Raw genomic sequence first — 21,175 nt, 5'->3', positions numbered from 1 at the left:
ATAATGGTGCATGACCCTCAGTTCTCAGATCAATTTATGTTGTAAATCAGTACGTTCAACCATAAAAAACTAAGCAAAGTAATATGGTTTTGGTCTGATGGGTTTCAATATCTGCATTCGGGATAATATAATAAATGAGATGATCATAATTAAAAGTCAACCAACCATTTCACCGGAACTAATTTAATACCATTGCGCCACTCTGGCAACCCAACAACGCCATCAATGTCACCCCAGACTTCACGAGGTGCATGATCCAAAACGATCAGCTGAAGTTTCCCTTTCTCTTGGAGCACCACACTTCCCATTGCTTGAAATGCCCTTCTTACAGCTTCAACATCTTCGTCACGAAGTTTAGGATCATCTTCATTAGTAATGTTTTGAAGCTGAGTAGATTTAGGAAAATAGACCTGACTTGGTTGGTCAAGAATAAGGAAGCTGGGCACAGGATTGTTTTTTTGGCTTAAATAAAATTGATGGAGGGATAGTAAAACTGCCAAATGATAAGAGAGCCAATTTGAACCACTTCCTATCTCCGAAAGATAATCATCACGCTCATCCCCTAACACTTTTATTGTGAGATCGTTAATTTCTAAAGAAATTGGTGCGTTTGGGTCTTCAACATCTAGGCCCTGAAGAATATCGCCTGCTTTAGCGTTAATAACTCTTAATGCTTGGTTTTTACGCAATTCGATATCTTTTTCACGTAACTCTTTTTCTAAGGTCTGTACTATATCTTTGAGTTTTCTTACTTCTTCTACAAGTCCACTGTCACTGCCTAGTTTTCTATGTAACTCTAGCGCAGCTTCGACATTGCCGATGAAACGTTCAGCACGCCTAGTAGAAAACTGATGCTCACGTGCCTCCTTCGATCTGCTCGTTAAGGTTCGTTTACGTGACTGGATGGACCTTAAACGCTCAGTGGCGTTAGCCACTTCAGTAGTTACACGTTGTAACTCTCTATCAAACGCGGCTGGAACTTCCTTATGGGTATCAGCCCCTACCGCAGCCTCAACATCTGACAGTCGTTGGACAAGAGCTTGTAGTTTTTGCTTGGCAGAATCAGTATGACTACCACACATTGGGCAATCCGACTCATCATGCGCATTAGATAAAAGCCAGCCAGAAATTTTAAGCCTATCTCGTTGCATCAAAAGGGCATTTTCATATTGATGTACTCCAACTCGTAAACGGTTCATTTCCTCAAGACGGTGACGCAGCGTAGTTAGCTCACGAGAAACTAGTCGCTCTTCGCTTTCAAGAGTATTTAATTCGCTCAAAGCGTCTGAAATAGTTGTTACGGTTACCTTCAAAGCTAGATCGGTTCGTGAAATGACTTTTTCAAGATGCCTAATCATTTGCTCTCTGGATAACTGCTCCTGTGGTTTAGGAACCAAACCAAGTTCTTGAGCCTCACTATATTTAGATTTTAAATCAGCAAGCCATTGTGCTGATATATCTTGAGCATCTTTTAGCTCTCGTTCTTTGCGACGTAATAATAGGCGATTTCTATTCAGCTCAAACTGTTTAGCCATCAAATCAGATGTTATTGCGCCAAGGACATAGGGAAAAATCTTCCGCAATTTTTCCCTATGTTCATAGGTGTTAGTTTTGAAAAATAACACATCTGGATTGGCAACAACGTTTTGCGGCTGAAATGTGAAAGCAGCCAAATCACGAAAAGCTGGGCGACCATCAAATCCTGAGTTTTCATCACCACCTGAAAAGTCAAGATTAGAAAGATTAGCCAAATCATCAAGCATTCTCTTTACAGCAAATACGGTAGTGTTTTTTTTCAGACTACTGGGGATTGACGTAATCTTTTCGGCCTCTAGCACATACATATCTGTGGTGCTACGCTGGTTTCCTGGTTCTTTTCTAGCCAGTAGTTTTTCACCTTGCTCTGTCGCCACTACGATCCCAAACCATTCACAATATTTACGAATAGTTTTTACTGGAATTGAGCATGTATTGGCTCCTAAACAATAATCAATGATAGGGATGACTGCCGATTTCCCAGTGCGTGAGGCTCCGCTGATGACATTAACTTTGCCAAGTTCAAAACGAATGGTATGAGGCTTAAAATTTTTATTTCGTGGCCAGAGTATGATACCTCGAATCTGAAAATACATTAGAGTTTCACCTTTAACGTTGTCACAACTTCGTGAACCGAGAGTTCACCAAACCAAGAACCCAGTTTTTCTGCCAAATCTATCAATGCCTTCACTTCGTCCGGTAATCCTCTCGCCTTTGTTTTTGATAAAGGGATTACATTACCCTCATCTTGCAATCTGAGTAGATTACCCGCGACTGCAAGCTCAATTGATTGTAGGCTGAGCTGACGCCAACGAATTGAACGATCATGAATTTGGAACAGCAAATCCTGCTTAGATACTGATGAGTCACCAAACTTTGCTGCAAATGCCCGTAGTCCCGAACTTTTATAGGTTCGCTTCACAAAGTCAGAAGTCTCTTGATGCAGAATAATAGGAAGTACTAGAAAGAGAAATGGAAGAGGTGGGGGAGAACTTACGCGATGAGATTCGACATAACCGCAACAAAACCGCCATAGAATTGCAGCACCTAACGCAGGGTTTTGAACATTTTGGGCTTCTCTTGCCAGCATCTTATGCAACCTTTTTATTCTTCAACTTTAACTCATAGTTTGGATGCCAGCCTACGGCTAATTTATCAGCTAGGATATGATAGCAACCCGGGATAAAATGGCTTGGCGGAGACATGGCCTGAACTGGTGTGTCGAATTGCATACATTCAAAGTACAGTAGTTGGCCTTGATCCTGTTCTGATCTTCCTCTGTGAGTTAATTCACATATTCTCTGTTTATTCTTCCAAGTTCGCTGTAGTACAGCGTCCAAATCATCAAATGAGGTTTCGTCAATTTCTCCCCGTGCAGCCCAATCAGTTCGGTCGAATGAAGCCATTAAATAATCGCTTACAGCTCCGAGTAAGTCTTCATAAGGCAGATCGATAATCTCTAATTGTTGCACGAATTTATCAGGTAAATATTCCCGAGAGACCTCTTCTACGGGAGTCTGAGCGCGGCTTGAAAGAACCATCTGGCGATCTATTTTCTGAACATATGCTTTGTACCAGATGTAAAAATCATCGCGGGCAATGACTGCAGGTTTTTCTGCCTCTAGAAGCATATCGATGTGGCGTTTTACTTTTCCGCAAAGGTAATTAGTGATATCGCTAACCTTTGAAGGCGATACAGGATGGCTTCGCACACATGCTTCAAGATCTGCTTGTGGGCTACCACTGCCAAGCGTCAGTTGGAAGTTGCAAATAAGTCTTTGTAGAATTTTTTGGTCTGTAGTGAAGACTTTTTCGACGTATTTGGAAATTTCTTTCGAGATGTCATCCTTCAAAGTGAAGTGTGGTGAATCTCCCCATAATTCTGTTCGGGCATGGGTAATGGCTTCTTGGGCATCCTCTGGTGTTTTAGCTTCATTAAACTTTTTAACAATACTCCCTTCAACTGGACGCGATACATATAGCTCAAAAATGGCTTTTTCCACTTCGAAGCCTGGGGATGTAGCAAGATCAATCCAATTAGAAAGTGTTTTCCATAATGATTTCGCACGATCAGCTGCGGGATTAGCTGTAAGAGCGCTTTTGCTTTGAATGAATCTGATATCGCCTGAATCATTCTCTTAGGCAACGTCATCAAGTACCTCCAAACTGCAAAGACTACCCTCAGGCGCTTGAAGCAACAAATGAGTGAGCAGTGTAAATTGAAGGCTGTACCCTAACGCTTGACCAGGAACCTCAGTTTTACGCTTGGGCTTAGATTGACTATTCTTTTTTGAAATTGCCATATGGTTCCATCCAAAATAAAAGTGCAGTTTCACCCTTTTGTACATATTACAAGAAGATAATGATGAAAATCTATACTATCAACCAGAATTCTGTTCAAGTTCACATTCGAAACCATTGTCTTGAAATATCTAGTCTTTTTAACAAAAGCTGGGGCAGTCTCCTTTATGCGATAACCTTTCTTAGTAACATCATGTTATAGACTTCATCTCTTTCCAGAGATACGAGCAAGTTACCGGTCTATAAATAATCCTGCCAGTCCCTCTGCTCTCATTAGCCTTAATCCGTTTACAGCACTGATGATGTTCAGGTAATCCCTTTAACTTTGGTGAGCGGTCTTTACGGCACAGGCGACGTAAAGGGGTAATTTTAGGGGCCTGACCCGCATCATTTCATCCCAATGGCTTAAAATGGTCGTTTAGTTCCTAGCCGCAGAGGCTGAGCGTGGCGCATTCTTGAACGAACTAGTGAAGTATGGGTTGCTGCAATGACTTCAGGTGCCTGGTTCGTCAAGAAGCCCCATCCAGAGGCAGCTTCGGCTATATCCTTGATTTAGCAGGGACTACCTTTAAGGCAGTATCAAAGAAAATAGGCATATCAAGACCAACATATTTTCGGCTGAAACGACGGTTTACAGCTGAAAATAAAGAGGTATTATCGGTGATTTAATATTCAGGGAGAACAAAAATGGATGCTGCATTACTTGATATGATGCACTCAGGCAGGAACAAGTACTGGGCGGAAACAATGGTTAATCTAGAGGCCAGAAAGCTTATCAATACAGCTAATACGCTGTCTGCTTTCCACCTGAGTGATAGCCTGACCCGAATGAAGTTTGTCCAAGAAATAAAAGAGTTTATTGAGCTGCAGTTCGCCACGGCCAGGAGCGCAAAATCTGATGAAGAGTGCATGGCCTGTATAAAAAATCTTAGGACAGAGATCGAAAACCTTGAAGAACAGGGGCGAATGCTACGTACGAAAGCTGCTAAGCTTTACGCCAAAGTGGAGTTCGTCCGGGAAAATAACAAAATTGTGGGTTACGTAATTTCTGCTGTGAACGTAGTGCTTTCGGGAGCAGAGATAGCTTTAGGAACAACGTTACTTGCCAGCGCTAATCCATTGGGTTTGTTGGCTGGAGCAATACTTGTTGTGGATGGATTTAATGGCCTAAGCAAAGAATTTAGCCATCAAGTGCTTCATGATTCTACATCTGAAGGGTTTGCTGCTAATGCAGCTATGGCTACGGCTGAATTTATGGGGTTTAGTTCTAAAAGTGGATTAGGCGTATATAAATCAATCTCACTTGTTGCTAATGCTTACAGCATATTTGGTTTAATAAGGAAGCCTGGATCATGGAGACTGTTTCGCTACATACCAGTCGATTATTACAGAAAAGTCAGTACATTAAGCAGGCCAAAACTAACCATGAAAATAGTTGGATACGGCGTGAAGGCAAAAGTTATTTTTGATCTGATGACAATTACTGATCGCCCTCAATCCTAGACGCATATTGTTTATACCGCCAAGCTTTAAATGCGAGTTTGGCGGGCGCCAAATACCAGATAAAAGGTAATCCTACAATCAACGAAAAAGCCAGAGATAGTGTGTTATTTTTCGTCGATAAAACAGATGTAAAAATCAGGATTATGAAAGCAACAATAGTTATCCACTTAGCTACATTAAATCGTTTTGCTAAATCATGAATCACTTCATCAAGAGTTCCCCCAAAATCTTCCACATTGCTTTTAATTTTCTGAAGATCTGTATGGCTGAAGCCGGACTCTAGCAATGTCTTTTCGCTAACTTTCATGGTTCTTTATCCTTAAAACTCACCAGAACATCAAAGGTAAGTTTACCTGAAATCGGACGATAAATCGCCACATACAACCTCAGTTTTTATATTGACTTTTTTATATTTAAAACAATAACTTATGTAGTTGCAGTGGTTTTTACACAATTGGACGTTAAACCCCGTTACGTACTTGTGCATTTTATGCAACCCCATGTCTTAAAGGTATCGCGATACAATATGAGACTATATAAAACAAAAAAGACCATGATTTACAATGGTCTTTTTATGACTTAGTGAGACAACGCGAGATCGCGTGAAACACTACTCGATATTCTGAATCTGCTCGCGCATTTGCTCAATCAGTACCTTGAGCTCAATTGCTGAATTCGTCACCTCAGCATTGATCGAGTTAGATGCCAGAGTGTTCGACTCGCGGTTGAACTCCTGCATCATAAAGTCGAGGCGGCGACCTACGGCTTCTTTCTTCTTCAGAATGTTGTAGGTCTCTTTAACGTGCGCTTCCAGACGATCCAGCTCTTCAGCGACGTCAACGCGCTGCGCCATCAGCACCAGTTCTTGTTCCAGGCGGTTGTTTTCCAGCTGAACTTCCGCTTCTTCCAGTTTGGCAACCAGGCGCTCGCGCTGCCACTGCAGCACTTCTGGCATATGCGTGCGCACTTTTGCCACTTCGGCGCTGACCCCTTCAAGGCGCTGCTCAATCATCGCTTTCAGCGCCTGGCCTTCGGTTTCGCGGGCAACGATAAAGTCATCCAGCGTGCTGTCGAGGGCGGCAAGAATTTCAGCGGCAATCGCGTCCAGATCCTGCTCACCGGCGGCCATCACGCCAGGCCAGCGAAGAATATCAACCGGGTTGATTTCGCCTTCATCGCTCTGCATTTTGACCCAGTTCGCCGCATTGACGAGCTGTTTCGCCAGTTTTTCGTTAAGGATGAGTTCGCCCTGCGCGCTGGCATCAGGCTCAAAGCGCAGATTACATTCCACTTTGCCGCGCGTCAGACGGGTACGGATACGCTCACGTACCACCGGCTCAAGGCTGCGGAACTGCTCCGGCATACGGAAATACGTTTCCAGGTAACGCTGGTTTACCGAGCGCATTTCCCATGTGGCGCTACCCCAGCTACCCTTGATTTCACGCCGGGCGTAGGCGGTCATACTGCGGATCATAGACATTCCCGTTTTTAAAGGAGAGATGGGGGGATTATAGCTTTCGGGGGCTTCTCAGGATAGGAATAAGCGTCCTTTATCCGTATAATGCGCAGCCACATTCGTTTCAAGCCGGAGAATTCATCATGCGTCCAGCAGGTCGTAGCGCCAATCAGGTGCGTCCCGTCACTCTGACCCGTAACTATACAAAACACGCTGAAGGCTCCGTTCTGGTTGAGTTTGGTGACACTAAAGTGCTGTGCACCGCCTCCATCGAAGAAGGCGTTCCGCGCTTCCTGAAAGGCCAGGGCCAGGGCTGGATCACGGCTGAATACGGCATGCTGCCGCGTGCGACCCATACCCGTAATGCCCGCGAAGCGGCAAAAGGTAAGCAGGGCGGTCGTACCATGGAAATTCAGCGTCTGATCGCGCGTGCGCTGCGCGCCGCTGTTGACCTGAAAACGCTGGGCGAATTCACCATCACGCTGGACTGCGACGTCATTCAGGCTGACGGTGGTACCCGTACCGCCTCCATTACCGGGGCCTGTGTAGCGCTGGCGGATGCCCTGAATAAACTGGTTGCGGCCGGTAAGCTGAAAACGAATCCAATGAAAGGCATGGTTGCAGCGGTCTCCGTGGGTATCGTTAACGGTGAAGCGCTGTGCGATCTGGAATATGTCGAAGACTCTGCCGCTGAGACCGATATGAACGTGGTCATGACCGAAGACGGTCGTATCATTGAGGTGCAGGGTACCGCAGAAGGCGAACCCTTCACCCACGAAGAACTTCTCACCTTGCTGGCTCTGGCCCGAGGGGGAATTGAATCTATTGTAACGACGCAGAAGGCGGCGTTAGAAAATTGATTTTAAAGGCGACTGATGAGTCGCCTTTTTTTTGCCTGTAAGACAGAAAAGACAAAGGAGCGAATCCATGAAACCGTATCAGCGCCAGTTTATTGAGTTTGCGCTTAACAAGCAGGTTCTTAAGTTTGGCGAGTTTACGCTGAAATCCGGGCGCAAGAGCCCCTATTTCTTCAATGCCGGGCTGTTTAATACCGGGCGCGATCTGGCATTGTTAGGCCGTTTCTATGCCGAAGCGCTGGTGGACTCCGGGATTGATTTTGACCTGCTGTTTGGCCCGGCCTATAAAGGCATTCCGATTGCGACCACCACCGCGGTAGCGCTGGCGGAACACCACGATCGCGACGTGCCGTACTGCTTTAACCGCAAAGAGGCCAAAACTCACGGTGAAGGCGGGAATCTGGTCGGCAGCACGCTGCAGGGCCGCGTGATGCTGGTGGATGATGTGATCACCGCGGGCACGGCGATCCGTGAATCGATGGAGATTATTCAGGCTAACGGGGCGACGCTGGCTGGCGTGCTGATTTGTCTGGATCGTCAGGAGCGGGGTCGCGGCGAGATCTCCGCCATTCAGGAAGTGGAGCGTGATTATCATTGCTCAGTGACGTCAATCATCACCCTGAAAGACCTGATTGCGTACCTGGAAGAGAAGCCTGAGATGGCTGACCATCTGGCGGCGGTACGCGCATACCGGGAAGAGTTCGGGGTGTAATTGTATTGCCCGGTGGCGCCAGCTTTACCGGGCAATACAACCCCAGGCCGGATAAGGCGAAGCCGCCATCCGGCAACGATGTTACTGTAACTGAGCAGCCACTAGCGGCCAGCGGGCGTCAAAATCGTCCGTTGGGCTGTATTTGAACTCGCTGCGGACAAAGCGGGAGAGCATCCCTTCGCAAAACGCCAGGATCTGGCTCGCCAGTAGCGTTTCATCCGTGCTGTAACCTTCACCTTCACGCATTTTCTTCTCGCGCAGTACCTGGCGCAGTTGCGCTTCAATACGCTCGAAAAGCTGATTAATGCGGCCCTGCAGTCTGTCCTGCTCGAACATCAGCGCGTGGCCGGTCAGGATACGGGTTAAACCTGGATTGCGTTCACCAAAGCCCAGGATTAACAGCACAATCAGACGCAGACGCGCGGTGGTGTCTTTTTCGTCTTTCAGGATCAGGTTGATGCGTGTGATCAGGCTGTCTTCAATAAATTCGATCAGGCTGTCGAACATCCGGGTTTTGCTCGGAAAATGACGATACAGCGCCGCTTCAGACACGCCTACGGAGGCGGCCAGTTTGGCGGTGGTGATGCGTTGGCTACCATCGCTGGATTCAAGCATCAGCGCCAGAGATTGAAGTATTTCTTCGCGACGATTCCTTTTCGCGGTTTGTTTTTCTGCCATGTTACAAAATACCCCTGAAAATAAGCACTTGTCAGGCTGGCATCCACACAGCGACCGCAAACTGACGTTTGCGGTTTGTTATGACGTTATGGCGCTGTGAGATGCGTGTCTGTCGGGCGGTTATTTGCGCCCGGAATGGCCGAAGCCGCCTTCGCCACGGTCGGTGGCATCAAAGTCTGCCACCAGGTTAAATTCTGCCTGTACCACCGGTACAAAGACCATTTGCGCAATACGCTCACCCGGTTCAATGGTGAAACTGTCCTGACCACGGTTCCAGACGGAGACCATCAGTTGACCCTGGTAATCGGAGTCAATCAGGCCCACCAGGTTACCCAGCACGACGCCATGCTTATGGCCGAGGCCAGAACGCGGCAGGATCACCGCCGCCAGAGACGGGTCAGCAATGTGAATGGCCAGGCCAGTCGGCACCAGGGTGGTGGCACCCGGCGCCAGTTCTACGGCGTCATCGAGACAGGCGCGCAGGTCAAGTCCGGCAGAGCCGGAGGTGGCATAGGTTGGCAGCGGGAATTGCTCGCCAACACGCGGGTCCAGAATCTTAACGTCGATTTTTTTCATCATAACGGGTAACGATCTCGTCGAGTAATTGTTGGCCCAGGAGTTCCTTGCGCTCAAGCGGTAAGACTTTATCTCCATCCTGCCAGAAAAGGTGCAGTGCGTTGCTGTCGCTGTTAAATCCTTGTGTGGCCAGCGATACGTCGTTCGCGCAAATCAAATCGAGGTTTTTGCGGGTACGTTTTTGCCGGGCATATTCTTCCACATTATTTGTTTCTGCGGCAAACCCAACAACGTAAGGACGGTGGCTTTTTAGTGCGGCGACACCGGCAACGATGTCCGGGTTTTTCACCATTTTTAGTGTTAATTCATCACCTTGCTTTTTAATTTTCGCCTCGGCGATGGTCTCGGCGCGGTAATCTGCGACGGCCGCACAGCCGATAAATATTTGCTGGCTTTGCGCATGCGCCTGCACGGCGGCTTCCATCTCCTGTGCGGTGGTGACGTCAATTCGCGTGACAAACGCAGGCGTAGGCAGCGACACCGGGCCACTCACCAGCGTCACGTTCGCACCGCGTTTTGCTGCCGCGGCCGCAATCGCAAAGCCCATTTTGCCGGAGCTGTGGTTGGTGATATAGCGCACGGGATCCAGCGGCTCACGCGTTGGGCCTGCAGTAATCATGATGTTGAGATGTTGCAGATCGTTGACAGGCGAAAAATGCGCGGCGGCCATATCGACAATGGTTAGCGGGTCAAGCATACGCCCTGGGCCAACGTCACCACAGGCCTGGCTGCCGCTGTCCGGCCCCCAGATCAGCAGGCCGCGCGAGGCCAGCGTCGCCAGATTATGCTGAGTCGCCGCGTTGCGGTACATCTGCTGGTTCATGGCAGGCACAACGGCAACAGGCGCAGGTGTGGCCAGACAAATGGTGGAGACCAGGTCGTTTGCCATACCGGCGGCCACCCGGGCGATTAAATCCGCGGTGGCGGGGGCAAGGATAACCAGGTCAGCCCATTTCCCTAGCTCAATATGGCCCATCGCGGCTTCAGCGGCCGGATCAAGCAGACTGTCTGATACCGGGTACCCTGAAACCGCCTGCAGGCTCAATGGAGTGATAAAGGCTTTACCGCCTTCGGTTATCGCGACCCGCACATCGGCCCCGCGCTCGCGCAGACGACGCACCAGCTCTGGCGCTTTATAGGCAGCAATACCGCCGCTCACGCCAAGAACGATTTTTTTACCGGCCAGGCTCATCATGATTCTTTCCTGTTGGGTTTCACCAGAGAGCGGGCATTTTATCACAATCCCTAAAACCGGGTGATGTTGTCCTTCGGGCTCTTTGCGAGGCGCTACGCAAGAACGCAACGTGGCCGTCGAGCGGCTGGCTGGCCTGTGGCAGCATGAGGTTAAAAAAGGAGAAAGAGCATGGAAGACGAGGATGAGCAGCTGCTGCCGCGCGAAAAGCTGCTGCGCAATGGCGTCACTCTGTTAAAAGACGATGAACTGCTGGCGCTCTTTTTACGTACCGGCACGGCAGGAAAAAACGTCTTTACGCTGGCAAAAGAGCTGATCGCGCATTTTGGTTCACTGTATGGGCTGTTGACCGCCGATCTGGCGCAGTTTAAGCACGTCGAGGGGATCGGCGTGGCGAAATATGCCCAGTTACGGGGCATTGCCGAACTTGCTCGCCGTTTTCACAATGTTCGTATCGAGAAGGAAGAGCCGATCCTGACCCCCGTGATGACGCGCGAATTTCTGCAAAGTCAGTTAACGGATGCCGAACGTGAGATCTTTATGGTGATCTTTCTCGACAACAGAAACCGGGTGCTGAAACATAGCTGTCTCTTTGCGGGCACATTAAGCCATGTTGAGGTGCATCCGCGTGAAATTGTGCGGGAAGCGATAAAAGTGAATGCAGCGGGCGTGATCCTCGCGCATAATCACCCCTCTGGCTGTGCACAACCAAGCAGAGCTGACAAAGAGATCACCGAACGCATTATCAAATGCTGTCAATTCATGGACATTCGTGTGCTGGACCATCTGATAATTGGCCGCGGAGAGTACATTTCTTTTGCAGAACATGGCTGGATTTAGGCTATTTCTCGCGATCCATCGGGATCTTTGTCTGTTCGGGACTTGAGCACACCGCCGAGTCAGCGTATACTACGCCACCTTTGAGAATCTCGGGTTTGGCATTTGGGCCTGGCAATCGAGAGTTCACTTAGAACTATGCGATGACCGGGCTGTAAAGCCTGACGAGGCGCCGATACCCCATACGAAGCTCGAGCTAATTTGATTTTTGGAGAATAGACATGTCCCGAGTCTGCCAAGTTACTGGCAAGCGTCCGGTGACCGGTAACAACCGTTCCCACGCACTGAACGCGACTAAACGCCGTTTCCTGCCGAACCTGCACTCTCACCGTTTCTGGGTTGAGAGCGAGAAGCGTTTTGTCACCCTGCGCGTATCTGCTAAAGGTATGCGTGTAATCGATAAGAAAGGCATCGATACAGTTCTGTCTGAACTGCGTGCCCGTGGCGAAAAGTACTAAGTACTTAAAGAGGAAATAAATCATGGCTAAAGGTATTCGCGAGAAAATCAAGCTGGTTTCTTCTGCTGGTACAGGTCACTTCTACACCACCACGAAGAACAAACGTACTAAGCCGGAAAAACTGGAACTGAAAAAATTCGATCCAGTTGTACGCCAGCACGTACTGTACAAAGAAGCTAAAATCAAATAATTTTAGCCTCCTTGTATCGAAAAACCCCGCAACTGCGGGGTTTTTTGCATTCTGCATCTCAACGGAGGAACCATGCCTGAATTACCTGAGGTAGAGACCAGCCGCCGCGGCATTGAGCCCCATCTGGTCGGAGCGACGATTCTTCACGCCGTTGTCCGTAATGGACGTTTGCGCTGGCCGGTGTCCGATGAGATCCATGCCCTGAGCGATAAACCCGTCCTGAGCGTGCAGCGCCGGGCGAAATATCTGCTGCTGGAACTGCCCGACGGCTGGATTATTATCCATCTGGGAATGTCCGGCAGCCTGCGCATTCTTACCGAAGAACTGCCTGCGGAAAAGCACGACCACGTCGACCTGGTGATGAGCAACGGTAAAGTGCTCCGTTATACCGACCCACGACGCTTTGGCGCGTGGCTGTGGGCCAAAGAGCTGGAAGGGCATAACGTGCTCGCGCATCTGGGGCCAGAGCCGCTCTCAGACGCGTTTAACGCCGAATACCTGAAAGCGAAGTGCGCGAAGAAGAAAAGCCCGATTAAGCCCTGGCTGATGGATAACAAACTGGTGGTCGGCGTGGGGAATATCTATGCCAGCGAATCACTGTTTGCCGCCGGGATCCATCCCGATCGGCTGGCCTCTTCCCTCTCCGCTCAGGAGTGTGAACTGCTGGTCAGAGTGATTAAAGCGGTACTGCTGCGCTCGATTGAGCAGGGCGGAACAACCCTGAAGGACTTCCTGCAAAGTGATGGCAAGCCGGGCTATTTTGCACAGGAGCTGCAGGTGTATGGTCGTAAAGGCGAACCCTGCAGAGTCTGCGGCACGCCGGTGATTGCCACGAAGCACGCCCAGCGCGCCACATTCTACTGCCGTCAATGCCAGAAATAGCGCTACTTTAGCTTTTCCATCAATGCCTGGTGGACGTTATCCGGCAGGAAATGGGTCACATCGCCGTGATGACGCGCCACCTCTTTTACCAGCGTGGAAGAGATAAACGACCACTCTTTGGAGGGCATCAGGAATACGCTCTCCAGCTCTGGCATCAGATGGCGGTTCATGTGCGCCAGCTGCATCTCATACTCGAAGTCTGCCACCGCGCGCAGACCGCGGATAAGAATGTTTGCCTGCTGAGCGCGGGCGAAGTTCGCCATCAGATCGCTAAACCCGACCACTTCAACATTCGGCAGGTGCGAAATGGCATCGGTAGCCAGCTGCACGCGCTCGTTCAAATCAAACATCGGTTTTTTGCTGGGGCTGGCGGCAATCGCCAGGATCACCTTGTCGAACATGCACGCCGCACGGGTGATGATATCAAGATGACCGTTAGTGATCGGATCGAAGGTACCCGGATAAATCGCTTTTGTGCTCATGGCTCACGTTTTCTTAGAGTAGCCGCGGCAGAGCGCCCACAGCTCGGTGTATTTGTTGAAAGTATACTGGGCATTCACCACCGCCAGTAACCACCCCTGTTTACCGTCCAGTATGCCGCCACGCAGCAATAGCGTCTTCAGAAACGCCCCCAGCGTGTGGGTGAAGATTCCGGTCAGCGTGGTCTTTTTACCGCGCTGGTGACGCTCCTGCGCCCATGCGGTGGCGTAGTTAAGCTGTTTACGCTGGAAGCTGGCGAAATCCCGACAGGTCAGGTGCAGCAGATCGCCCGTCAGGGAGATCACTTGCGCGCTACCGCAGTCCAGAGATTCATGGACCAGGTTGTCGTTGTACTGGTAACGTTCGCGCTCGTAGAGGCGCATCACACGGTCTGGATACCAGCCGCTGTGGCGCATAAACCGGCCGAGGAAGTAGTTGCGGCGGGCAATGCTGTATACCGCGCCAGGCTGAGGCGAGGCAAGCACCGCCTGAATGGCCTGCTGAAGTTCTGGCGTGACGCGCTCGTCAGTATCGAGCATCAGGACATAATCGCCCGTGGCGTATCCCTGCGCGCGCTGGCGCTGGATGCCATAGCCTTGCCAGTCCGTGTCGATAAAGACCCTGGCGCCCGCTGTTCGGGCAACGTCTACCGTGTTGTCCGTGCTGCCGGAATCGAGCACGACAATTTCGTCAGCCCAGGCAACGGAGGCCAGGCAGTCCGGAAGCAGGTCGGCGGCGTTTTTGGCGATCATCACGACCGACAGACGCGTTGACATTAGTGGCTCCGCTGAGGCAGATAAGGTTGCAGAAGTTGCAGCAGACGGGTGAGTGCGCCCTGGTTCTGATGCAGCACTTCGACGGCATGGCGACCGTACCACAGGCGGTAATCTTCGTCAGTCAAAAGGGTCGAGACCTCTTTGACCACGGAGTCCGCATCGGTCACGGTGATTAAACCCTCGGCCTGCTGCAATTTCGCGCAGATATCTTTGAAGTTAAACGTGTGTGGACCCATCAGCACCGGAATGGCATGCGCTGCCGGCTCCAGCGGGTTATGGCCGCCGCGCGCCACCAGGCTGCCGCCGACAAAGGCCAGATCGGCAATGCCGTAGAGCAGCATCAGCTCGCCCATCGTATCGCCAATCACCACCTGGGTACTGCCGGAAGGGATCTCACCGCTGCTGCGCAGGGTGTAGCTGAAACCGCCTTTCTGCACCATTTCGCGGGCATCTTTAAAACGTTCGGGATGGCGTGGAACGAGGATCAGCAGTAAATCGGGGAATTTTTCCAGTAGCTGACGGTGAGCCTGCAGGATAATGGCCTCTTCGCCATCATGGGTGCTGGTTGCAATCCAGACCTGACGACGCGGCGCCCACTGGCGACGCAGGGTGATTGCACGAGCAGCAAGTTCAGGGGTAACAGAAATATCAAATTTCAGGCTGCCCGTTACCGCGAGCTGGTTGCGTTTGAGCCCCAGAGAGACAAAGCGGGCGGCGTCTTCTTCGTTTTGCGCGGCAATCAGCGTAATTTTGCCGAGCAGACGACGCATAAATTTACCCAGCTTGCCGTAGCCTTTCGCCGAGCGCTCTGACAGGCGCGCGTTGGCAATCACCAGCGGAATTTTACGGGCATGCAGAGCGGAAATCATGTTCGGCCACAGTTCGGTTTCCATCACGATCACCAGTTTCGGGCGAACGGTATTCAGGAAACGATTCATGGCGCAGGGCAGATCGTAAGGGAGATAGACGTGATGAACGTCTTTGCCAAAAGCGGATAACGCGCGCTCCGAGCCGGTCGGCGTCATCGTCGTGACGGTGATCGGCAACGACGGATAGCGGTGACGCAGGGCGCGAACCAGCGGGATCGCCGCCAGCGTTTCACCGACAGAAACGGAATGCAGCAAAATACCGTCCGGTGCGACTTTATTGCGGCAGAAGCCATAGCGCTCAGCCCAGCGTTTACGATACGCAGGCGCTTTACGGCTACGAAGCAACAGTCTCAGCCACACCAGCGGCTGAATGATGTAGAGCAGAGCGGTATACAACAATTCCAAGCGATTATCCGTTTTTTTAGTTTCGGCGGGCAAATTCTAAGCATTTGGGCCGTCTAAAGCTATCTCTTTGGTGTTTTTAGGCATCCATTTGCCTGCGTTACGTTCATTCGCAGATAAAAAAACGGGCAATCGCTTGCCCGTTTATGATGCTTCAGATTAACGCTCCGCTTCGGGAAGCGCATTCAGATGGTAGGTTACGCGCTCCGACAGGCCGCGGATATCACCGCCGGTGATGAAGAAGCTGTCATCTTTTTGGTTAGGGTTGCTGACGTCGTAGCCCAGCATCTTGTTGATAAGCGTCGCCACCTGGTAATGGTTCAGCGGCATCTGCGGGCTGATCTCCTTCATGGCGTAAGCTGGATCGTTGCTGAAGTAGAGGAACGGTACCTGAGCAATTGGCATTTCTACAACCGAGTGGCCAAACAGACCGTTATCGCCCACGCGTTCTCCGTGATCGGAGGTGATAAACACCAGCACCGGCAGTTTGGATTTTGCCAGCGCGGTGCGAATCGCGGACGCGAGTTCTTTGTCATACAGGCGGACCGCATCGTCATACTCATTTTTCTTCTGCGCCACATCATCACTCAGACGCGGCGTAGAGAACTTCGCGAAGCCCTGCGGGATATTACGCTCGTACGGGATATGTGGAGCACGGCTGTTGAGCACCATCAGGAACGGTTTGTTCCAGTCCAGCGTGGCCTTTTCCACGGATGGCGTCAGAACAACGTCCGCGCCGACATCCGGTGCCGGGCGGATCTGGGTATCTTCCCATAGATCAATATCATGAATACCAATCCAGTTGCTCAGCCCTTCCAGTCCCTGGGCGGAGATAAAGGCGGTCTGATAACCCTGTTTTTTCGCGTTGGCAAAGATATTGGTAGATTTAGATTTATAGGCCCCGTAGTTATCCGGTTCACGCAGGTTGTTCACCAGCATTGGAATAGCCACACGCGTGGACACCGCGTTGGAGACAATCAGTCGGCCTGTACCCTGATACTGCTGCAGCAGCGCTTTCAGCTCTGGCGTGGTATCTCGCTCGTAGCCCAGGGCGCTGACGTGATGCGGGTTAAGGCTCTCACCAATCGCCAGAATAATGGAGTATTTACCGGCGTGCGTTCCCGCAACAGGGGTGACCTGGTAAGGGTCGTAATGGGTCAGATTCTGGTTTTCACCCGACATCGCTTCCGGGATCAGGCGAATAGCGCTGAAGCTCATCGCGGACAGGCCGTTACGCAGCAGGGAGTGGCGCAGGTCCGGGTTGAATTTGTACATCTGCCCGTCGACCGCTTTGTAGAACTGGCCGACAAACATCACGACGATGGCAAGCAGGCAAGGAAGCGCAATCCATTTGTGCCAAAGCGGCGCCAGACGACGCGCAAAGACCAGCGCAAAGACGATGGCCACAATCATGATGGCGAAGTAGATGCCCAGTGAGCCCAGACTGTCTGTGATCCCGCTGGCAATGTCTTTTGTTTCCACGAACGCCAGCCAGACTTCACTTGGGCCATAGAACTGACCGTAGAACTGGTAGTACACCGCTTCCGAAATCTGCACGATAAACGTGACGGCCAGCAGCAGGCGAGTCAGGAAGAAACGCGCACTGGCAGCAGCCAGCAGAGAGATGATCAGATACAGTGAGATATCACCGGATTTCGGCTGATAGACATGATCTTTCAGCAGAATGATGATTTCTGAGAGCGAAAACAGCAGCAGGAATGCCAGCGTCAACCCCAGGGTACGCAACAGATTACCGCGTGGGGTGAACGAAGAGGATGAAGTTGTTTTAAACATGGAAGGACTCGATTCCGATCAGAACTTTTTAGTCAGCGGGCGAATGACTTTACCAAAGCCAAAGCGCAGTGCGCGAACCACCGTAGGGCGATTGTGCAATCCTTTACGCCAGATATCCTCAAACAGGGCGTACCAGCGTGCAGCGACCGCTTCACGGGAATAGACCTGGAGACGTTTTTCACCCTGCTCGCGCATCTGACGATACAGTTCAGGGGAATTTTTCAGCCGCATAATGGCATTGAAGGCTTCATCAGGGGTTTTGGCGATCAGGTAGTCCAGCTCACTCTCGCGGATTGCACGGTAAGAGGGCTCGTCGTCGCAAACCATCACTGTTTTGCCCAGCCAGTTGTTAATGAGCTTACTGGCAGGCTTACGCGCCAGTTTGTGGTCGTGTGATTTGCGGAAGCTGATGCATACGTCCACGTCCTGGTAGTTTGTCCAGTTATCGAACGAGATGCGGAGCTCAATACCTTGTTCGGCAAGACGTTGCTTAAAATTCCCTTCGCGGTATTCGTCCGGGAAACTGTCCACACGGCCAAAGAACGCGACGGTTTTGATGGTCTCGTCGGTGCGCTCACGGGGTTTCACGCCCGGCTGTGGCCAGTAGGGAACGAAGATACGGTTGTTATGGTTATCCACTTCCGGGTTCTGGTCGACGACAACATCGGCGCCAATAACGGGAGGACGGTCCGCACGTGCGACCACGGTGAAGCCACGCCACGGCTTCACGCGAGAGCCAAAGTCGTCGTTATGCATCAGGTTAATGGCATCGGGCCTGCATTCAGAGCCAAACGAACACTCGATTGCGTCACCATAATAGTGCTTCAGCGCCAGTGTGGTCTGGAACGTCCAGCCACCGCGGCCGCCACAATAAAATCGCTCCGGAATATCGTCAGGATTGACATGGTTATCCAGAAGGGTCTGGAAATCTGCGTAGTTTTTAGCGATGAAATCCGCGCGGGAGACCGCGTGTAATTTAAGTTTGCTCATAATTTCCGTTAGCCAAGAATTTTTTTAAGACGGAAGTAGCGACGTCCCAGACGCCACCGTTGGCGGAGGCCGCGCGCATTTTGCCAGATCAGGGTCCAGATACCGCGATCGAAAAGCTCACGGGTGATCTCGCGTTTTTTGGCCATATCGTCAATGTTGTTAATGCTGTGCAGGATCCCCAGACCCTCTTTGGCGATTTGCCAGTGGCAGGCCGGCACGCGTTTCACCTGTTCCGGATAGCGCTTATTGATAGCGTCCAGCATCTCCAGAATCTTCATATAGTGGCGCGAGGAACGCATACGCGTATCGTCCGTGCCTGGGGTATGAGAAACGGAAGCGGAGTGGATCAGGTAATCGTAATAGACCTCATCAATATACTGCACGCGTCTGGCGGTGAGCAGCACTTCCGTCGTCCAGGGGATATCCTGATGACGCAGGCCGTGTTCAAAGCGAAAACCCTGCTCTTTAATAAAGGCGTGTCGATAGATATTCAGCCATGTCACGTGCAGGAACTTGCGGGATTCGAGCGCCATCTGCAGCCAGGTTGGGCCGTCTAGTACGCCTGTTGACGCGAGTTTATCTGAGGGGAAGATCTTCTTCGACGGGCGTCCGTCATCATAAATATAGGTGCCGTTGCAGGTCGCGACGTCCAGTTGTCCGGCAAGCGCAATTTCCAGCAAACGCGGATACATCCCCGGGTAGATGACATCATCAATATCCGGAAACGCGACGTAATCGCCCGTTGCCATGGCGAGACCGGTATTACGGGCCGCGGAGACACCGCCATTAGGCTGGTCAATAACCTTAAAAAGACTGAATTCACTGGCGTAGCGGGCGATGATATCTGCAGAACCGTCAGTTGAACCGTCATTAACAATAATAAGTTCCAGACCTGGCAGATTCTGTTTCTTAATGCTTTCAAAAAAAGCGCTCAGGAAATTTTCGCCATTATAGACGGCGACAACGAGGCTTAATTGAGGCGTTCCAGACATGCTTACTCCGTAATGTCATGCGGTGAGATGCGGCCGACGAGCTTTACAGTAACGTACAATGGCTTTTCGACAGCCGGCAGGCAAAAGAGTTCTGATGGATACCTGTGCGCCGGCATTTATGACCCCCGGCGCAAGGTACACGCGATCAGGTGGTTGTTTCTGTCTGTTTAGCGGGGCGTAATGCGCACATCCCAACCAGCAACCCGGTTAACAGCATATATTGCTCCAGGTAGTGATCTTTCAGATTGTGGTCGACCATGGTTCGCGAGAAGAAGCCAACCGTAAACAGCAGCAGGAACATCCCCACCATCGCGTTACCATGGCGGAACTCACGCCAGCCGATATACCAGCAGCCTGCCAGTAAAATCAGCCAGCCCGCGATGCCCGCAACGCCGTTCTGAATACCAAACTCAATCAGGCCATAGTGGCTGTGCGGGATATTAATGCGATTGTCCTGTGTGTCGCGACGCAATACGTAGCGGAAGGCTTCCTTGCGGGGCCCCATTCCCGCAGGATGCTCACCCACCAGTTTCCAGCCCTGATGGAAGAAGCTGGCGCGGCACCCGTTGGAGTGGTTCATTGGTCGGCCCAGGTCGTTCCTCGGTACCGTTCCGTTAGTTTTGTTGTAGCAAAAGCTGGTGAAGGGCGCGTTCCAGCCTGTTACCGCATCATCTTCCAGGCTTTGCCAGCGCGGATCGGTTTTAAAGGAGGCATAGCCCAGAAGCGCGGAAGCGATAATGATGCTCACAAGAATAGCGCCTGTGAGCACCACGCGACTGCGACGCATACTGTGCAGGCTGAGCAGAATGAAGGTGGAGAACAGGCTGCCGACCAGGCCGATCGTTCCCCAGCGGGTATCAACTAACGCAGTGCAGACAAGGTTACACAGCAGCATAAAGGCGAGGAACGGTGTCTTCAGGCGTAAGAAACGCTGATGCAGCAGACCGCGCGCAAGCAGTTCGGCAAGCAGGAAACCGGTGATCATATTGACCTGGAAGCTCATGCGCGTGCGGTTATAAACAATCCGCGTTTCGCCCCAGTGGATCACGCCGTCTCGCCAGTAAAGCCAGGCGGTATCAAGCAGGTGAATACAGACGACGCCCCAGAAAAAAAGGACGACGAGAGTAAAGAAACGGGCAGCCGATAAAGAGGGGAAGCGCTCCTGAATCACCGGTAATAACACCAGCCCCGCACAGAAAAGCAATACCGGACGTAACCACTGACCATCCCAGGTCGATACCATTTCTTTAATATCTGGCGCGACAAAAAAGCCGTTAATCAGGATAAAGAAAGTTAAGGCCCACAGTACAATAAGCACGAACTTAATTTTGTTTAAGTCCAGCGCTTTTCTCGCCACGGAAGAGCTAAAGAAAAGACCGAGCGCCACCACAATATTAGGATAAATCAGACCGTTACGATGAAAAGGGAGCTGATCGTTTGGGATTGGCCAGATAAAACATAAAGCCAGTACAGACAGGACTAAAAGACCTGTCAGGATGTTACGAGTATTTGTCATAATTTTGGTACTGGTAAAGGATCTCGGCGTTAATACCGGTTAGTTAACAATGCCATGCGCAAATTCCACTGATTTCGAATGGAATAAAAGCCTGAGAAAATTACCACAGAAGCCATAACTACAGAAGGACAATGTTTGTAAGCAAGATTAATCCGCCTGTGCATTACCGTAATACCCA

General features: G+C 50.8%; 22 protein-coding genes. 7 read left to right on the top strand and 15 right to left on the bottom strand.

Features of this window, described 5'->3' with window-relative positions; all coding sequences use genetic code 11:
* Positions 1-149: 149 nt before the first annotated feature.
* From LDK53_RS05985 to LDK53_RS05975, 3 genes are read right to left on the bottom strand one after another with little or no spacing between them, the layout of a single operon-like run.
* On the bottom strand, positions 150-2,132 hold the full coding sequence (locus tag LDK53_RS05985) for a DUF3732 domain-containing protein (RefSeq protein WP_225284935.1): 1,983 nt from the start codon (positions 2,130-2,132) through the stop codon (positions 150-152).
* Positions 2,132-2,626 carry a three component ABC system middle component gene (locus LDK53_RS05980; RefSeq protein ID WP_225284934.1) on the bottom strand — a complete coding sequence of 165 codons (495 nt, stop codon included), beginning with the start codon at positions 2,624-2,626 and terminating at the stop codon, positions 2,132-2,134. The genes LDK53_RS05985 and LDK53_RS05980 overlap by 1 nt, the downstream gene beginning before the upstream one ends.
* A 1-nt stretch (position 2,627) precedes the next feature.
* On the bottom strand, positions 2,628-3,539 hold the full coding sequence (locus LDK53_RS05975; RefSeq protein WP_225284933.1) for an ABC-three component system protein: 912 nt from the start codon (positions 3,537-3,539) through the stop codon (positions 2,628-2,630).
* Positions 3,540-4,524: 985 nt separating this feature from the next.
* Here LDK53_RS05975 and LDK53_RS05970 point away from each other — a divergent pair.
* Entirely contained in the window at positions 4,525-5,340 is an 816-nt protein-coding gene (locus LDK53_RS05970; protein ID WP_225284931.1) for a DUF4225 domain-containing protein, read from the top strand.
* Here LDK53_RS05970 and LDK53_RS05965 read toward each other — a convergent pair.
* Both LDK53_RS05965 and LDK53_RS05960 read right to left on the bottom strand, forming a co-directional pair.
* Positions 5,318-5,647 carry a hypothetical protein gene (locus tag LDK53_RS05965; protein WP_225284930.1) on the bottom strand — a complete coding sequence of 110 codons (330 nt, stop codon included), beginning with the start codon at positions 5,645-5,647 and terminating at the stop codon, positions 5,318-5,320. The two genes, LDK53_RS05970 and LDK53_RS05965, sit on opposite strands and share 23 nt — an antisense overlap.
* 303 nt (positions 5,648-5,950) lie before the next feature.
* Positions 5,951-6,814 carry a YicC/YloC family endoribonuclease gene (locus LDK53_RS05960; protein WP_225284928.1) on the bottom strand — a complete coding sequence of 288 codons (864 nt, stop codon included), beginning with the start codon at positions 6,812-6,814 and terminating at the stop codon, positions 5,951-5,953.
* 125 nt (positions 6,815-6,939) lie between these two features.
* Here LDK53_RS05960 and rph point away from each other — a divergent pair, with 125 nt between their 5' ends.
* Positions 6,940-7,656, top strand: a complete 717-nt coding sequence (rph, locus tag LDK53_RS05955; RefSeq protein ID WP_013094888.1) for a ribonuclease PH — start codon at positions 6,940-6,942, stop codon at positions 7,654-7,656.
* A gap of 67 nt (positions 7,657-7,723) precedes the next feature.
* Positions 7,724-8,365 carry an orotate phosphoribosyltransferase gene (gene pyrE, locus LDK53_RS05950; protein ID WP_225284926.1) on the top strand — a complete coding sequence of 214 codons (642 nt, stop codon included), beginning with the start codon at positions 7,724-7,726 and terminating at the stop codon, positions 8,363-8,365.
* Positions 8,366-8,446: 81 nt separating this feature from the next.
* Here pyrE and slmA read toward each other — a convergent pair whose 3' ends face one another.
* From slmA to coaBC, 3 genes are all read right to left on the bottom strand, one after another.
* A complete protein-coding gene (gene slmA, locus LDK53_RS05945) occupies positions 8,447-9,043 on the bottom strand; it encodes a nucleoid occlusion factor SlmA (RefSeq protein ID WP_047957446.1) in 597 nt (198 codons plus the stop codon).
* A gap of 120 nt (positions 9,044-9,163) precedes the next feature.
* Entirely contained in the window at positions 9,164-9,622 is a 459-nt protein-coding gene (gene dut, locus LDK53_RS05940) for a dUTP diphosphatase (protein WP_008502691.1), read from the bottom strand.
* Positions 9,600-10,811 (bottom strand): bifunctional phosphopantothenoylcysteine decarboxylase/phosphopantothenate--cysteine ligase CoaBC, encoded by a 1,212-nt coding sequence (coaBC, locus tag LDK53_RS05935; protein ID WP_225285007.1) that lies wholly within the window; start codon positions 10,809-10,811, stop codon positions 9,600-9,602. The genes dut and coaBC overlap by 23 nt, the downstream gene beginning before the upstream one ends.
* A gap of 171 nt (positions 10,812-10,982) precedes the next feature.
* On the opposite strand from coaBC, the gene radC reads away from it, so the two are divergent.
* The 4 genes from radC (at position 10,983) to mutM (ending at position 13,178) form a co-directional block, all read left to right on the top strand.
* Positions 10,983-11,651: a RadC family protein gene (gene radC, locus LDK53_RS05930; RefSeq protein ID WP_225284925.1), complete on the top strand. Its 669-nt coding sequence runs from the start codon at positions 10,983-10,985 to the stop codon at positions 11,649-11,651.
* Positions 11,652-11,869: 218 nt separating this feature from the next.
* Positions 11,870-12,106: a 50S ribosomal protein L28 gene (gene rpmB / locus LDK53_RS05925; protein WP_002436699.1), complete on the top strand. Its 237-nt coding sequence runs from the start codon at positions 11,870-11,872 to the stop codon at positions 12,104-12,106.
* 22 nt (positions 12,107-12,128) lie between these two features.
* Entirely contained in the window at positions 12,129-12,296 is a 168-nt protein-coding gene (gene rpmG / locus LDK53_RS05920) for a 50S ribosomal protein L33 (RefSeq protein ID WP_003024094.1), read from the top strand.
* A gap of 72 nt (positions 12,297-12,368) precedes the next feature.
* Positions 12,369-13,178 carry a bifunctional DNA-formamidopyrimidine glycosylase/DNA-(apurinic or apyrimidinic site) lyase gene (mutM, locus tag LDK53_RS05915; RefSeq protein WP_225284923.1) on the top strand — a complete coding sequence of 270 codons (810 nt, stop codon included), beginning with the start codon at positions 12,369-12,371 and terminating at the stop codon, positions 13,176-13,178.
* A gap of 2 nt (positions 13,179-13,180) precedes the next feature.
* Here the strand turns inward: mutM and coaD are convergent, their stop codons facing one another.
* From coaD to LDK53_RS05880, 7 genes are all read right to left on the bottom strand, one after another.
* The gene (gene coaD / locus LDK53_RS05910) at positions 13,181-13,660 is read right to left on the bottom strand and encodes a pantetheine-phosphate adenylyltransferase (protein WP_025758454.1); all 480 of its coding nucleotides are present in this window, start codon (positions 13,658-13,660) and stop codon (positions 13,181-13,183) included.
* 3 nt (positions 13,661-13,663) lie between these two features.
* Positions 13,664-14,434 carry a glycosyltransferase family 2 protein gene (locus LDK53_RS05905; RefSeq protein ID WP_225284922.1) on the bottom strand — a complete coding sequence of 257 codons (771 nt, stop codon included), beginning with the start codon at positions 14,432-14,434 and terminating at the stop codon, positions 13,664-13,666.
* Positions 14,434-15,708 carry a lipid IV(A) 3-deoxy-D-manno-octulosonic acid transferase gene (gene waaA / locus LDK53_RS05900; RefSeq protein WP_025758451.1) on the bottom strand — a complete coding sequence of 425 codons (1,275 nt, stop codon included), beginning with the start codon at positions 15,706-15,708 and terminating at the stop codon, positions 14,434-14,436. Before waaA ends, LDK53_RS05905 begins: the two co-directional genes overlap by 1 nt.
* A 156-nt stretch (positions 15,709-15,864) precedes the next feature.
* Positions 15,865-17,499, bottom strand: coding sequence for a sulfatase-like hydrolase/transferase (locus tag LDK53_RS05895; RefSeq protein ID WP_225284920.1), 1,635 nt, complete (start codon positions 17,497-17,499; stop codon positions 15,865-15,867).
* Between the two features lie 18 nt (positions 17,500-17,517).
* Entirely contained in the window at positions 17,518-18,489 is a 972-nt protein-coding gene (locus LDK53_RS05890; RefSeq protein WP_095441439.1) for a glycosyltransferase, read from the bottom strand.
* Positions 18,490-18,497: 8 nt separating this feature from the next.
* On the bottom strand, positions 18,498-19,481 hold the full coding sequence (locus tag LDK53_RS05885; protein WP_155030510.1) for a glycosyltransferase: 984 nt from the start codon (positions 19,479-19,481) through the stop codon (positions 18,498-18,500).
* Between the two features lie 145 nt (positions 19,482-19,626).
* Positions 19,627-20,997 (bottom strand): O-antigen ligase family protein, encoded by a 1,371-nt coding sequence (locus LDK53_RS05880; protein WP_225284918.1) that lies wholly within the window; start codon positions 20,995-20,997, stop codon positions 19,627-19,629.
* Positions 20,998-21,175 lie beyond the last annotated feature (178 nt).

Source organism: Enterobacter sp. K16B (assembly GCF_020216105.1).
GTDB classification, from domain to species: Bacteria; Pseudomonadota; Gammaproteobacteria; order Enterobacterales; family Enterobacteriaceae; genus Enterobacter; species Enterobacter sichuanensis.
This window is presented reverse-complemented; position numbering and strand designations above follow the sequence as displayed.

What these genes read in the sequence shown, in the direction of transcription:
- LDK53_RS05985 (WP_225284935.1), bottom strand. Translation starts at nt 2,132, where the DNA reads ATGTATTTTCAGATTCGAGGTATCATACTCTGGCCACGAAATAAAAAT.
- LDK53_RS05980 (WP_225284934.1), bottom strand. Translation starts at nt 2,626, where the DNA reads ATGCTGGCAAGAGAAGCCCAAAATGTTCAAAACCCTGCGTTAGGTGCT.
- LDK53_RS05970 (WP_225284931.1), top strand. Translation starts at nt 4,525, where the DNA reads ATGGATGCTGCATTACTTGATATGATGCACTCAGGCAGGAACAAGTAC.
- LDK53_RS05965 (WP_225284930.1), bottom strand. Translation starts at nt 5,647, where the DNA reads ATGAAAGTTAGCGAAAAGACATTGCTAGAGTCCGGCTTCAGCCATACA.
- LDK53_RS05960 (WP_225284928.1), bottom strand. Translation starts at nt 6,814, where the DNA reads ATGATCCGCAGTATGACCGCCTACGCCCGGCGTGAAATCAAGGGTAGC.
- rph (WP_013094888.1), top strand. Translation starts at nt 6,940, where the DNA reads ATGCGTCCAGCAGGTCGTAGCGCCAATCAGGTGCGTCCCGTCACTCTG.
- pyrE (WP_225284926.1), top strand. Translation starts at nt 7,724, where the DNA reads ATGAAACCGTATCAGCGCCAGTTTATTGAGTTTGCGCTTAACAAGCAG.
- slmA (WP_047957446.1), bottom strand. Translation starts at nt 9,043, where the DNA reads ATGGCAGAAAAACAAACCGCGAAAAGGAATCGTCGCGAAGAAATACTT.
- dut (WP_008502691.1), bottom strand. Translation starts at nt 9,622, where the DNA reads ATGATGAAAAAAATCGACGTTAAGATTCTGGACCCGCGTGTTGGCGAG.
- coaBC (WP_225285007.1), bottom strand. Translation starts at nt 10,811, where the DNA reads ATGAGCCTGGCCGGTAAAAAAATCGTTCTTGGCGTGAGCGGCGGTATT.
- radC (WP_225284925.1), top strand. Translation starts at nt 10,983, where the DNA reads ATGGAAGACGAGGATGAGCAGCTGCTGCCGCGCGAAAAGCTGCTGCGC.
- rpmB (WP_002436699.1), top strand. Translation starts at nt 11,870, where the DNA reads ATGTCCCGAGTCTGCCAAGTTACTGGCAAGCGTCCGGTGACCGGTAAC.
- rpmG (WP_003024094.1), top strand. Translation starts at nt 12,129, where the DNA reads ATGGCTAAAGGTATTCGCGAGAAAATCAAGCTGGTTTCTTCTGCTGGT.
- mutM (WP_225284923.1), top strand. Translation starts at nt 12,369, where the DNA reads ATGCCTGAATTACCTGAGGTAGAGACCAGCCGCCGCGGCATTGAGCCC.
- coaD (WP_025758454.1), bottom strand. Translation starts at nt 13,660, where the DNA reads ATGAGCACAAAAGCGATTTATCCGGGTACCTTCGATCCGATCACTAAC.
- LDK53_RS05905 (WP_225284922.1), bottom strand. Translation starts at nt 14,434, where the DNA reads ATGTCAACGCGTCTGTCGGTCGTGATGATCGCCAAAAACGCCGCCGAC.
- LDK53_RS05895 (WP_225284920.1), bottom strand. Translation starts at nt 17,499, where the DNA reads ATGTTTAAAACAACTTCATCCTCTTCGTTCACCCCACGCGGTAATCTG.
- LDK53_RS05890 (WP_095441439.1), bottom strand. Translation starts at nt 18,489, where the DNA reads ATGAGCAAACTTAAATTACACGCGGTCTCCCGCGCGGATTTCATCGCT.
- LDK53_RS05885 (WP_155030510.1), bottom strand. Translation starts at nt 19,481, where the DNA reads ATGTCTGGAACGCCTCAATTAAGCCTCGTTGTCGCCGTCTATAATGGC.
- LDK53_RS05880 (WP_225284918.1), bottom strand. Translation starts at nt 20,997, where the DNA reads ATGACAAATACTCGTAACATCCTGACAGGTCTTTTAGTCCTGTCTGTA.